This window comes from Bradyrhizobium sp. 134 (assembly GCF_023074155.1).
In the GTDB taxonomy this organism is placed as follows: Bacteria; Pseudomonadota; Alphaproteobacteria; order Rhizobiales; family Xanthobacteraceae; genus Bradyrhizobium.
Genome location: NZ_JADPKX010000019.1, coordinates 18,973 through 30,881, shown reverse-complemented (window position 1 = coordinate 30,881; position 11,909 = coordinate 18,973). Strand labels below are relative to the sequence as shown.

The 11,909-nt window shown below is 59.2% G+C and carries 13 protein-coding genes and 1 pseudogene; 11 read left to right on the top strand and 3 right to left on the bottom strand.

Features of this window, described 5'->3' with window-relative positions; translation table 11 throughout:
* The 3 genes and pseudogenes from IVA75_RS07745 to IVA75_RS07735 all read right to left on the bottom strand — a co-directional run.
* Window positions 1–276 (bottom strand): annotated as a pseudogene (locus tag IVA75_RS07745) (IS701 family transposase); the annotation flags it as partial.
* Window positions 277–376: 100 nt separating this feature from the next.
* Window positions 377–1,687, bottom strand: coding sequence for a glutamine synthetase family protein (locus tag IVA75_RS07740; RefSeq protein WP_247282752.1), 1,311 nt, complete (start codon window positions 1,685–1,687; stop codon window positions 377–379).
* Window positions 1,677–2,549: a MurR/RpiR family transcriptional regulator gene (locus IVA75_RS07735; RefSeq protein ID WP_247282751.1), complete on the bottom strand. Its 873-nt coding sequence runs from the start codon at window positions 2,547–2,549 to the stop codon at window positions 1,677–1,679. Before IVA75_RS07735 ends, IVA75_RS07740 begins: the two co-directional genes overlap by 11 nt.
* A gap of 151 nt (window positions 2,550–2,700) precedes the next feature.
* On the opposite strand from IVA75_RS07735, the gene IVA75_RS07730 reads away from it, so the two are divergent.
* From IVA75_RS07730 to IVA75_RS07680, 11 genes are all read left to right on the top strand, one after another.
* Window positions 2,701–3,519 (top strand): N-formylglutamate amidohydrolase, encoded by an 819-nt coding sequence (locus IVA75_RS07730; protein WP_247282750.1) that lies wholly within the window; start codon window positions 2,701–2,703, stop codon window positions 3,517–3,519.
* On the top strand, window positions 3,512–4,174 hold the full coding sequence (locus IVA75_RS07725) for an isochorismatase family cysteine hydrolase (protein WP_247282749.1): 663 nt from the start codon (window positions 3,512–3,514) through the stop codon (window positions 4,172–4,174). Before IVA75_RS07730 ends, IVA75_RS07725 begins: the two co-directional genes overlap by 8 nt.
* 26 nt (window positions 4,175–4,200) lie before the next feature.
* On the top strand, window positions 4,201–4,374 hold the full coding sequence (locus IVA75_RS07720) for a hypothetical protein (RefSeq protein WP_247282748.1): 174 nt from the start codon (window positions 4,201–4,203) through the stop codon (window positions 4,372–4,374).
* Entirely contained in the window at window positions 4,356–5,342 is a 987-nt protein-coding gene (locus IVA75_RS07715) for a M20/M25/M40 family metallo-hydrolase (RefSeq protein WP_247282747.1), read from the top strand. The genes IVA75_RS07720 and IVA75_RS07715 overlap by 19 nt, the downstream gene beginning before the upstream one ends.
* Window positions 5,343–5,542: 200 nt before the next feature.
* Window positions 5,543–6,775 carry an ABC transporter substrate-binding protein gene (locus tag IVA75_RS07710; RefSeq protein ID WP_247282746.1) on the top strand — a complete coding sequence of 411 codons (1,233 nt, stop codon included), beginning with the start codon at window positions 5,543–5,545 and terminating at the stop codon, window positions 6,773–6,775.
* A gap of 70 nt (window positions 6,776–6,845) precedes the next feature.
* Entirely contained in the window at window positions 6,846–7,601 is a 756-nt protein-coding gene (locus IVA75_RS07705; RefSeq protein WP_247282745.1) for an ATP-binding cassette domain-containing protein, read from the top strand.
* Window positions 7,598–8,332 carry an ABC transporter ATP-binding protein gene (locus IVA75_RS07700; protein ID WP_247282744.1) on the top strand — a complete coding sequence of 245 codons (735 nt, stop codon included), beginning with the start codon at window positions 7,598–7,600 and terminating at the stop codon, window positions 8,330–8,332. Before IVA75_RS07705 ends, IVA75_RS07700 begins: the two co-directional genes overlap by 4 nt.
* Complete coding sequence (locus tag IVA75_RS07695) at window positions 8,329–9,210, top strand: branched-chain amino acid ABC transporter permease (protein ID WP_247282743.1); 882 nt, start codon at window positions 8,329–8,331, stop codon at window positions 9,208–9,210. The genes IVA75_RS07700 and IVA75_RS07695 overlap by 4 nt, the downstream gene beginning before the upstream one ends.
* The gene (locus tag IVA75_RS07690) at window positions 9,210–10,283 is read left to right on the top strand and encodes a branched-chain amino acid ABC transporter permease (RefSeq protein ID WP_247282742.1); all 1,074 of its coding nucleotides are present in this window, start codon (window positions 9,210–9,212) and stop codon (window positions 10,281–10,283) included. The genes IVA75_RS07695 and IVA75_RS07690 overlap by 1 nt, the downstream gene beginning before the upstream one ends.
* A 93-nt stretch (window positions 10,284–10,376) precedes the next feature.
* The gene (locus tag IVA75_RS07685) at window positions 10,377–10,961 is read left to right on the top strand and encodes an amidase family protein (RefSeq protein WP_247282741.1); all 585 of its coding nucleotides are present in this window, start codon (window positions 10,377–10,379) and stop codon (window positions 10,959–10,961) included.
* Window positions 10,962–11,139: 178 nt separating this feature from the next.
* Window positions 11,140–11,805: an amidase family protein gene (locus IVA75_RS07680; protein WP_249799043.1), complete on the top strand. Its 666-nt coding sequence runs from the start codon at window positions 11,140–11,142 to the stop codon at window positions 11,803–11,805.
* The last annotated feature ends 104 nt before the right edge of the window (window positions 11,806–11,909 follow it).

The following is an 11,909-nucleotide window of genomic DNA, read 5'->3' as shown; positions in this document are numbered from 1 at the left end:
GACGATATCGCGCAGGACATCAGCGTCCCAATCTCCACGACCCAGAATTGCCTGCTGACGCCATGGGCCAGGATCGCCAGCCGCCTCCGCGCGCATCCAGCCGGTCTTGCGCTGCTCATCTCCGAGCAGACCTTCCAGGAACAGGCCTGCATTCGTCGCCACACGCTCTTGCGTGAACAACGGACGTATCCGTTGCTTGATCTCTCGAAGCGACGCCGCCCACAACGCAAGCGTCTCCTCAACCGACGCGGCCCGCGTCCACGACATTCGAATCATGGTTGCCCATGGATTCAGAAGCCCGCAAACAAAGCAACTGTAATGCTAGTTAGTGGAGCAATTCTTTGCCTGCCGCTCAAGCTCGCGTGGATCTCAATTTTCAGTAAACCTGCTCATATAAGTTGCAGATATCCTGTTGGGGTTTTCCCTCAAGGAAAGCCATCTCACCCTTCTTATGCTTGGCGTACGTGTCCGCGAACCCTGCAGGAAACCATCCAGTTACCGTCCGATTCGCCAAGAAACGATCGAGCGCTTCAGACAACGATTTTGGCAGCCGAACATGACCACGCGCTGCCAAGGTCGATGGATCCAGAAGCGAGAGGTCCTCGGCTGTTGCGTCTGGCGTCGGCAGTTCTTCCTCAATCCCTTGAACTCCAGCGTGTACGAGAGCGGCGAGTTGCAGATGTGGGCTAGCGGTAGCGTCGGCAGCGCGGAACTCGAAATTGAACTGAGCGGCTTTAGAAATATCGCTCAAATCAGATACCGGGCAGATGCGCACTGAAGCCTCGCGATCACGGAAGCCGAGATTGTTGAAAGCCGCGCTCCAGCGATGCGGTGTCAAGCGTAGATAAGATACGACGCTGGGTGCTGTGATCGCGACAATGGCATCAAGATATTTGAGAATACCAGCAATAAACTGGCCGGCGGTCTTTCCAAGCTCGTGTTTCCCATTCGGATCCCAGGTTGCCGGCTTGCCTCCATCCAGGAAGCTAAGATGGATGTGCACGCCGTTGCCCACACCAGCTGGATCGCAGATGGGTGTGAACGTAACTTCCTTCCCCGAAGCATGCGCGACTAGGCGGATCAACTCGCGCAAGATCGTCGACTGATCCGCTATGGCAATCCCCCGCGATGGACCCATTGTCACTTCATACTGCCCGGCGCCAAACTCTTTCATGAAAGTGTCTGGCTCCAGGCCTGCCGCGCGCATGGCGGCCACGAGCGTCTCGGCCAAACGTCGCTCGAGACGGAAGCCATTGACGCTGTATGCCTCTCCCATCGGCGTCGAGACGTTCCGGAATTGAAATTCGTGCTCGAAAGCGCCGAACAGCGTCAGGCCTGAAACGTTGTTGAGACGGTCAAGAGCGTTCCTGAGAATTGAACGGGTGCAGAATTCCCATGGTCTTCCATCGGTGTGGCGAATGTCACCGAGCGCGAAATGCTCTGTCGGTACGTCGTCGCCAAGCTGTACTCGGACTCTCGCCGCTTCGTCGGGAATGAGCACGAGATCGCCGAGTGAGCCGAATGGACTTTCAGCTATCGTATCGAAACAGGTGATCTGGACGTTGGTTGGTGTCCAGCCAATCCCCCGTTTCATCCGCTTGTCGAACTGTGAAGCTGGGAAAGCCTTCCCGCGAACCTTGCCTGCAAGATCGGTGCAGCAGGCAACAACCATTTCTTCAGCGATCATCCATTTCCTCCAAAGGCTGGCCTGGCCTCACCAGGCGAAGTTTATCCCAGGCCTCCAGCCGCTCTCTCGCGGTGGGCCAATTCAGTTCGGACACTTTGACGATCAACGCTTCGGCGAAGGTGATCGTGCAGACGAGCGTGTCCCACGCCGTTTCAATTTCGATCGGCAGGGCAACGACGTGGTCACTGTGACGCGCGATAGGCGACATCCATTTGTCCGTGATCAGCACAATGGATGGTCGACACTGGTTTGCGACAATCTCGGCAAGAGACTCCAGGTCTCGCTGGTAACGGCGAAAGTCGAACAGCACTAAAACATCTTGCCTGCGCATGGTGAGCAGCAAGTCTGGCCAGTGCTCCCGGTTCGGTGGAAGGTGATGGACCTTGGGCCGAATCTGCTTGAGGTGAACCGCTAGAAAGGCTGCAATATTGTCACTGGCGCGTCCGCCAAGCAGGAAAATGGCGCGAGCTGGATCCGCGAGGAGCGCCAACACGCGATCGAATTGTTCCTGCGAAACGCTTCTGCTCATTTCGTGCAGGCGTTCTGCGGCGCGCCGCGTGTAGTCGACCAGGAAGGCATCCGCGCTACCGAGCTTTTCGGTAGCCTTAAGCTGTAGCGGGGAGCTTCGGCTTTCTCGCAATTCCGCAATTAGCTGGCGTTGGAATTCTTGATAGCCAGCAAAACCTATCTTGCCGACGAAGCGCGTAATCGATGGCGCGCTCACGCCTGTGCGCTCGGCCAGATCCTGGATGGTTTGGAGAGCGCCGAATGGATAATCCGCCAGGACCGCATCGCCTATCTTGCGCTCACTGACAGTTAGATTGGCACTTTCGCGCCTTATGGTCTCTCGCACCGTAGCCATGCCACCTGACCTTTTTGGGCAATACATATCCGTCATGAAAAGCGTGGTTTGGAAATATGGCTAATGAAAAAAATATGTCAAATATGAAAAAATATTTGACATTGATCGAGAAATTTCGTCGAGTATGGGCATGCAGTTTGGCGAGGGTGCCATGCAGCAACCGAGGGCTGACGTCTTGCAAAATCCGGCTCGCGCGCGTGTGCTTTGGTCGTCCGACCCAGCCCCCGTCGAAGTTGTCAACGCGGAAGGCCATGCGGATTTTGTTTTGGTTTGCGAGCATGCGGGAACTGCGATTCCGAAGCACCTCGCTGACCTCGGCCTGCCCGCGGCCGAAATGCGCAGGCACATAGCGTATGATATCGGTGCCGAGGGGGTTGCGCGTGTACTTGCGGCACAAATCGATGCGCCGCTGTTCCTGCAGCCCTATAGCCGGCTCGTTGTTGACTGCAATCGTCCCTATAATGCGCCTGATTGCATCCCGGAGGTGAGTGACGGGACAACCGTGCCGGGCAATCTCCGGCTTTCGGAGCCTGACCGTCGTCAACGCTACGCCGAGATACACGAGCCATTCCATCGGGAAGTGGCGTTCCTTCTGGATCGCCGCGCGGCAGAGGGGATACCGACGACTCTGGTCGCGGTGCATAGCTTCACGCCACAGCTAGCCGGAGGATCTAAGCGAGCTTGGCAACTGGGTGTGCTGTCAAACCGTGACGCGAGCTTTGCCGAACGTTTCCTGGCCACCTTCCAGAGGCGAAATCCGACGATAATATCGGCGCATAACGAGCCTTATCTCGTTGACGATATAGGCGACTACACGATCCCGGTGCATGGCGAAGCGCGCGGCTTGCCGCACCAGCTGCTTGAAATCCGCAATGATCTGATCGGCGATGCCGAGGGGCAGTGCAGGTGGGCCGCTTTGATCGCCGAAACATTGATCGATACCAAAGCGAAAGACCCTATCAATGGCTGATCTCCTGACAACGCGTGAGATACCGCTCAAGCCGAAAGAGTCGGCGCTGCTGTTTATCGATGTGCAGAACTTTTGCGGACGACGAGATGGCGGCGAGTTCAAGGATGTCTCTGAGGCCGATATCACGTGCAAGTACGGCTATTACTTCAATCGTTTGAAATTCGTAGCGATCCCCAACATGCAACGGCTGCAGGCGGCGTTCCGCGCGGCCGGCACTGAGGTGCTCTACACCACAATCGAAAGTCTCACCACAGACGGTCGTGATCGAAGCCTCGACTACAAAATCACGGGGTTCAATGTGCCGAAAGGTTCGAGGGATGGAAAGGTGATCGACGAAATCGCGCCGGCCGAGGACGAGATCGTGCTGCCGAAGTCGTCTTCGAGCGTCTTCGTGTCGACACATATCGATTACCTGCTGCGCAACCTCGGAATCAGGCAACTCGTGCTGTGCGGGCTCGTAACCGACCAGTGCGTCGAATCTGCAGTCCGTGACGCCTGCGACCTCGGCTACCTCGTGACGCTCGTGCCGGATGCCTGCGTCACCTATAGCCAGGAGCGCCATGACAACAGCCTGCGTGCGATCAAAGGTTATTGCCGTCAGGTCTGCACGGACGCGCTGATCGAAGAGATCGGTGGGGCTCGGCCGCCGGCATAAGCGAAACCGAAGGGGAGGGGACCGAAGTGGCTGATTTTGAAGCTGAAGTGAAAGCCGCCTGGAAGGCGATCGACAAGGAGCGGAGTTACACGACTGAGCTTACCCAGAAGCTTGTTCGGATTCCCTCCGTTAACGCAAGGTTTGTCAAGGACCCCCTCCAGAACCGCGAGCAGTCCAAGACATGGTCGAATCTGAGCTGACCTCGATCGGCATGACGATGGAACGGTGGGATGTATTTCCGGGCAGGCCAAACGTCATCGGTCAGATCACCGGTTCGGAAGAGCGCAGCCTGCTGTTGTGCGGCCACATCGACGTCGTACCAGTCGGCGTCCGCGGCGCCTGGGCGGTCGACCCCTTCGGTGGCGAGATCAGGGACGGTAAGCTCTACGGCCGCGGCGCCGTCGATATAAAAAGCGGCGTCGCAGCGGCCATTGGCGCCATCCGAGGCATCCGCGCCGCGGGCATCGAAGTCCAAGGCCGTGTCGCCATACATTTCGTCGTCGATGAGGAAGCCGGCGGCTGCGGCGCGATCGACGCTGTCAAGCGCGGCTACCTCGCCAGGGCAGCCGCTATCACGGAACCACGCTCGGGCGAGATCCAAGTCTGTGAAGGTGGCCTGGAATGGATACGCGTCACCATCACGGGCCGGGCGGGTCATTCGGCTACCCGCTACAACGAGATTTGGCCGCAGCGCGACGGGCCTGATCGGATGCGGCGAGCTGTAAATGCGATCGATGTCGCAGCACGCTTCCTGGACCCTCTCAGGAATTTTGAAAGTTCGCGTTGCCGCAATCGCCAGCATCCGCTGCTGCCTCCCGGTATGAACACGATCAATGTCGGCGCAATACGTGGCGGCGCAGGTCTTGGGATGGATCAATTGCCGGTCATAATGACCAATCCCGCCATCATCCCGAACGTGGTGGTCATCGACCTCGACTACAAATTCCTGCCTAACCAGACGAAGGAAGACATCGGTCTGAGTTCGAAGCTTTCGTCTATCACTTCTGCCAGCAGGACCTTGGGCTGCAGGAGAATACTATCAAGGTCGAATGGGAACTCGGCGGCCTGCATTTCCCACCTATGGATATCCGCCCTGATCATCCGATTGCGCAGTCGCTTTTCAACCGCCGGACACAGCTCGGCGGAAAACGCAAGATGTCGGCGATGATTGCCGTCACCGACGCCGCGCACTACGCCGGTGGGGGGGCGACGCGGTGATCTGCGGTGCATCCGGCGACGGCGCCTACGGCGCCGACGAGTACGTGGACATCGCCTCTCTGGAGGAGACGACCAAAACTTTGGCGGCCGCCATAATCGACTGGTGCGGCGTCGACTAACTTATCGAGTGTTATGAAGAGGAGGGGAAATATGACAATGAAACGTTCTATACTGTGGACAAGTCTGGCTTTTACCGCTCTGGTCGCGGCGACGCCTGCTCTTTCTGCCGACAAGGTCGCCAAGATCGGCGTGCTCGCGCCGTTAACCGGAAGCACCGCGGCAGACGGCAAGGAAATGGTCGACGGCGCCAAGCTTGCCGTTGATGAGATCAATGCGGGCGGCGGCGTGGCCGGCTACAAGCTCCAAGCCGTCGTGGGCGATACACAGGCCGGGTCCGCGGATCAGGTGACGAGCGCCATCGAGCGTCTTACCGGCGACCGCGACCTGAATGCTATAGTCACCGGTTTTACTAGCTCCAGCAATTTCGAAATCAATATCATGGCTGAACAGGATATGCCGTACCTGCTTTATGGCAGTGCCAACCAGACGCGCGACATCATCGCGCCCCATCCGGACAAATTCCCGACCGTCTATTCGTTGAGCCCCTCTTTTGACGCTTACGAAACGGAAATGATCCCGGTGCTGCACGGCCTGGAAAAGAGCGGTAAGCTGAAGCTGCTCAATAAGAAGGTGGCCCTGCTCTCATCAGACATACCCTATTCGAAGTCGATCATGAACGGCTTAATAAAAAGCTTCAAGGAGGTCGGCTGGACGGTCACTTCCGCCGACCTTGTGCCGTGGGGACAAATCGACGACTGGCGGACGTTCCTTGCCAAGATTCGCCAGGACAATCCCGCAGTCGTCATCAATACCGACCCGCAACCGGGCAACGCCGCGAGGTTCATCACCCAGTTCCTGGAGCAGCCGACCGACAGTATCGTCTTCATCCAGTACGCGCCCCACATACCGGAATTCCTTGAGCTGACGGGCAAGAAGTCGACCGGAGTCATCTATAACCTTATCGGGGGTACGATCCCGGGAGCTCGGACCGCTGAGATCGTCAAGAAAATCAAGGACAAGTATGGCTACGAGCCGGGTTCAACGGCACCGGCGGTCTACGAAGAAGTCATGCTTTATGCCGACGCCCTGAAGAAGGTCGGCGATCCGACCAAGCGGCTCGAGATCGGAAAGGCCATCGGCGAGACCCGCAAGTCGATTGCGGAAGGCATGCTCTCCTTCGATCCGAAGACGCATCTTGCCGTCCAAGGCAACGATGCACTTCCCATACTGTTCTTTCAGATCCGAGATGGTAAGCGGGTTCTGTTCTCACCGGCGAATCTTGCTGACGGGGAGTTCCGTGCGCCTCCGTGGATGAAGCAGTAGTTTTGCTTAGGTAGCCACCCCGACGAACGGGGGTGGCTACCGTCTTTTTCGAGTTGCAAAGACAACCGCGATGGTAGAACCAAACAATAACGAGCCGCTGCTCGAAGTCCGCGAGGTCACCCGACGCTACGGCTCGCTGGTCGCCGTCGACCACGTTTCGTTCTCGATACGCAAGGGCGAGATATTCGGCATCGCCGGCCCGAACGGCAGCGGCAAGAGCACGCTTTTCAACGTCATCACCGGCATTCCGTTTGGGCCGAGCGGCGGCGAGGTGCTCCTCTCCGGCGAGCCGATCCACCGGTTGAAGCCGCATCAGATCAGTCGCGCCGGCGTGCTGCGCACGTTCCAGAAGGACGCCGAGTTCGCCACGTTGAGCGCGCGCGAAAACGTCTATGCAAGCGCAGTGTACTGCGGACAGATGACCTCGGTCGCGGCAAGGGACGCCGTCGAGCAGGCACTCGACGATGTGTCGCTGGCGGAGGAACGGCGGACGAAAGCCGCGTCCGATCTTGCGGTGTTCGAGCGCAAGCAGTTGATGATCGCTTCGGCAATCGCCGGCCGGCCCAAGGTGCTTCTCCTCGACGAGCCTGCCGCCGGACTCACTAAGCCCGAGATATCCGGACTTTCCGATCTCATAAGAACGGTGCATGCGCGCGGGATAACGATTGTCCTCATCGAACACGTCCTCCCGCTTCTGCTGAAAGTGTCCGAACACTTGATGGTCCTCAACCACGGCGCGGTCATCGCAGCGGGCAAACCGCAAGACGTGGTGCGCAACCCAGAGGTCGTCGAAGCCTATCTCGGCAAGCGGGAGGCGGGACTGTGAACGATGACGCAAACGCCCTCGAAGTCCTCGACCTTCACGCCGGGTATGACGCCTCCGACGTGCTGCTCGGCATGAGCCTGCATGTCGGACCGAAAGAACGCGTCGGGCTCTTCGGGCCCAACGGGCATGGCAAGACGACGCTTCTCAATGCGATCTCGCGTGTGATCCGCCCACGGCAGGGTAAAGTGCGGTTCATGGGTGAGGCGATCGAGGTACTCGCGCCGCAGAAGATCGTGGCGCGCGGTCTCGTCCACGTGCCGCAAGCGAACTGGCTCTTTCCCGACATGCAGATCATGGAGATACTCGAGCTCGCGGCCTTCACCGACCGCGCACAGGAGAAGTTGAAGACGAACCTAGACTATGTGCTCAACCTTTTTCCCAGGCTCGCTGAGCGCCGTCAGCAGCAGTGCAAAACGCTGTCGGGCGGCGAGCGGCAGATGCTGTCAATTGGCGTCGGGCTCATGTGCGCGCCGCGGATGCTGATGCTCGATGAACCGACGTTCGGGCTGTCTCCCAAGCTCAAGGACGAGCTGGCCGAAGCAATCGCAGAAATATCGTCGCGCGGCATTCCGCTCCTTCTCGTCGAACAGGACATCGCATTCATCCTGTCGTTGGTCGACCGCATGTACCTCGTCGACCACGGCGAGATCAGCCGCGAGATCACTCGGGGCGGCGAGGTCGACCATGAGGAGATCATGGACATGTATTTCGGGTCGGAGAGCGCGTCATGACGGCCGACATGCTTAGCGCCATTCTTGTCAGTGGTATCGTGCTTGGCTCGGGCTATGCCCTGATGGCGAGCGGACTGTCGCTGGTCTGGTCGACACTCGGCATCTTCAATTTCGCTCACGGGGTACTGATGACGCTCGGCGCCTATGTCGCATGGACGGTTTCGAACGCCGCCGGTCTCGATCTCGGGCTCGCTGCGGGCGCTGCCCTAGCGGTAGCCGCCCTGATCGGCGCCGGCATTCTGATCGAACGGATGGTCGTTCGTCCGTTCTACGGTCATCGTGATATCTTGCTCATCAGCGTGATGACGACGCTCGCCGCGATGATCTTCTTGCAGAAGGGGATTCAACTCCTGTGGGGGGCGAGGCTCAAGCAACTCACCCCGATCCTGCCGGGCAACTTGCAGCTCTGGCGCACCACGATCTCGGCGCAGGAAGCGCTTATTATGGTGGTCGCACCGCTGTTGCTCGGCGGACTTTGGCTCTTCCTCAGTCGTTCGCGGATCGGACGCGGAATAAGGGCAGTCGGGCAGAACCCGGATAGCGCCCGGCTCATTGGGATCGACGTCTCACGTCTCTTCATCATTACTTTCGCCCTGTCGGCCGTTCTTGCGGGCTTGACTGGCGTACTCCTCGGCTCGGTCCGTCTGCTGACCCCGGAATTCGGCGCCGATCCCCTGGTCAAGGCATTGATCATCGTGATCTTCGGCGGGCTCGGCTCGCTCGGAGGAACGATCGCCGCGGCATACCTCATCGGCATCGTCGAGGCGGCGCTGACCTTTTACGTTGGCATCTACTGGACGCCCTCCATGATCTTCCTCCTCTTGATCGTCGTCCTCCTCTTCAGGCCGCAGGGACTGTCAGGAAAGGTGGTGCGCTGATGGCGAGCCTCCGCAACGGTAAGGCCTGGCTGCTCGGCGTCCTGCTCGTCGCAGGACTTGTCGTGCCGATCTTCGTCGAAGACACCTATTTGCGACATCTCTTCATCATCTCGTTCGTTTATGGGATCGTCGCCGCGAGCTGGGACCTCACGCTCGGCTATGCCGGCATCTTCAATTTTGCTCATATCGCATTCTTCGGGGTCGGGATCTACGCGACGGCGCTGGCGGCGAAGCTTCTTGGGATCGACCCGTGGATCGCGATCCTGATTGGCGGGATCGCCGCGTCGGCCGCCGCCGCCATTGTCGCCTTGCCGATCGTGCGCCTACAGGGCGTCTATGTGGTGCTCGTCACTTTCGCCTTCAGCCAGCTCGTGTTCCAGCTCGTCATAAGCCAATCGCAGGTTACCGGCGGCACGAATGGCATGGTCCGCATACCCACGATCTCGCTACCAGGCCACAATTTTCTACGCGACTACAAGCTCGGCTACTATTACGTCGCCTTTGCGTTGCTAGTCGCCGCGACCGTCTGTCTGCGCTTACTGGTGCGCTCGGATTTCGGCCTTTCGATCAAGGCCCTGCGCGACAATGAGGACTATGGTGTGTCGCGCGGCATCCCGATCGCGCGGCAGCGGCTGAAGGCGCTTGTCGCAAGCGCCTTCTTCACCGGGGTGGCCGGCGGCTTCTACGTCATCTACCTGCGGGTGGCGTCGCCGGAGATCTTCGACTTTTCGACCGCCTCGCTCGTCCTCAGCATGGTGCTCGTCGGAGGTACGTCGAGCATCTACGGTCCGATCGTCGCCGCGCTCGTGCTGACGTTCATCTCGGAAGGCCTCGCCAACATCAATAACTTCGCCGAAGGTCGCTTCATGCTGGTCTCCGTGGCCATGATCGTCGTCCTCCTGTTCTTTCCGAAGGGGCTTGCCTCGGTACTGCCAGCGGCTTCGGCGCGACGACGCAAGAAGCGCGATCGTAGTGAGAGCAGAAACTGGAAGGGAACACGGGTGGTGCCGAACGACGAAAGAACGGGACTGCGCTACCTCCTATTTCGTTGGATCGTTCGACCTAAGCCCTGACTCTCATCCGCCTCGCAGATCCCGCGTGTTGTTCCCGCCTGTTGCTCCGGAGAGGCGATCACGGCTGGGAGCCCTCTTCGAAAGGAGATCCCAATGTTGACCCAACTCTACAAAGATAGCGACGCCGTCGGGTTGTCGGAACGCGTACGGAAAAAAGACGTGACAGCGCTCGAACTAGTGGAGCAGGCGATCCACGAAATCGAACGGCTCAACCCGAGGCTAAACGCGGTGACTGCCAGGCTGTACGATCAGGCCCGCAAGAGCGCGGCCCGGCCGCTTCCGGACGGCCCGCTCTCGGGCGTTCCGTTCCTGCTCAAGGACCTTTCCATCGAGTGGAAGGATTTCCCCGTCACGAATGGCTGCCGCTACTTCAAGGATTATGTGGCGACGACCGACTGGGACGTCGCGAAGCGCGTGCGAAACGCGGGCCTGATCCCGCTCGGCAAGACCAATGTTCCGGAGAATGGCTGGTGCATTGCCACGGAGCCAAAGCTCTTCGGCCCGACGATCAATCCGTGGAATCCAAGCGTGAGCGCCGGCGGTTCGAGCGGTGGCTCCGCGGTTGCAGTCGCATGCGGAATGGTTCTGTTAGCGGAAGCGAGTGAGGGTGGCGGATCGATCCGCGTACCGGCCGCAAACAATGGACTCGTAGGACTCAAGCCTCTCGGGGGCGCCTGACGTTTGGGCCGGATGTGGTGGAATATTGGTATGGCGCGGTGGCCTTCCTCTGTGTCTCGCGCACTGTCCGCGACACCACCGGCTATCTGGACGCTGTCGCGGGAGCGCATTCCGGCGATCCCTACGCGCTGCCGCTTCCGGATAAGCCGTCTCCACACTTTCGGAGGCGCCGCGCCGTCTGCTCATCGGCCTAACCACGCGTTCTCCCAACGGATCGCCGATTCATCCAGATGTCGCGAATGCAGTCAAAACGGCCGCCAAAATCTGCGCGGATCGCGGCCATGATGTCGAGGAGCACGACCTGATCTACAACGTCGAAACGTTTAAGCAGACCTTCGCCCGGATCACCGGCGTCCAGTCGGCGGCCTTCTTCAATGGCTGCGCTGAACGCTTTGGCAGGCCAGTGACGCCAGAGGACGTGGAGCCCGCGACTTGGGGAATTATCGAGCTCGGCAAGACTGTGTCGGGCATCCAGCATTCAGACGACATCGAAGCGATGCGCAAAATGTCGCGCAAAATTGTCGAAGAGCTCACACCATTCGACGTCTATCTTGCGCCCGTCCTTCCGGTCCCGCCACGGCCGGCCGGATGGTACGACATGTCTGAACCTGACCTTTACGTGTACAACGAACGGCTCATCAGTGACATCTTATTCACCGCGCTCTTCAATTGCACTGGGCAACCTGCGATCACCATTCCCGTGTACTACAGCGCCGACGATGTCCCGATAGGCGTGCAGTTCGTTGGCGGCATTGGCGACGAGGCCACACTTCTGAGACTCGCCGCACAGGTCGAGACCGCTTATCCGTGGAAGGACCGGCATCCGTCCGGTTTTGAGAATTAGGAGAGCCTTTCGTCTTGCGCAGGATCGTTGGCTATTGTCGGTTCGAGCGCTTGGAGGCGGCGGTGTCGCTGTTCCAGGTCATTCTGGCTTGGGACGGTGCTATT

Excerpts from the sequence above, each read along its gene's own strand:
- IVA75_RS07735 (WP_247282751.1), bottom strand. The coding sequence starts at position 2,549 with ATGGCTACGGTGCGAGAGACCATAAGGCGCGAAAGTGCCAATCTAACT.
- IVA75_RS07685 (WP_247282741.1), top strand. The coding sequence starts at position 10,377 with ATGTTGACCCAACTCTACAAAGATAGCGACGCCGTCGGGTTGTCGGAA.
- IVA75_RS07730 (WP_247282750.1), top strand. The coding sequence starts at position 2,701 with ATGCAGCAACCGAGGGCTGACGTCTTGCAAAATCCGGCTCGCGCGCGT.
- IVA75_RS07725 (WP_247282749.1), top strand. The coding sequence starts at position 3,512 with ATGGCTGATCTCCTGACAACGCGTGAGATACCGCTCAAGCCGAAAGAG.
- IVA75_RS07690 (WP_247282742.1), top strand. The coding sequence starts at position 9,210 with ATGGCGAGCCTCCGCAACGGTAAGGCCTGGCTGCTCGGCGTCCTGCTC.
- IVA75_RS07710 (WP_247282746.1), top strand. The coding sequence starts at position 5,543 with ATGACAATGAAACGTTCTATACTGTGGACAAGTCTGGCTTTTACCGCT.
- IVA75_RS07695 (WP_247282743.1), top strand. The coding sequence starts at position 8,329 with ATGACGGCCGACATGCTTAGCGCCATTCTTGTCAGTGGTATCGTGCTT.
- IVA75_RS07715 (WP_247282747.1), top strand. The coding sequence starts at position 4,356 with ATGGTCGAATCTGAGCTGACCTCGATCGGCATGACGATGGAACGGTGG.
- IVA75_RS07705 (WP_247282745.1), top strand. The coding sequence starts at position 6,846 with ATGGTAGAACCAAACAATAACGAGCCGCTGCTCGAAGTCCGCGAGGTC.
- IVA75_RS07740 (WP_247282752.1), bottom strand. The coding sequence starts at position 1,687 with ATGATCGCTGAAGAAATGGTTGTTGCCTGCTGCACCGATCTTGCAGGC.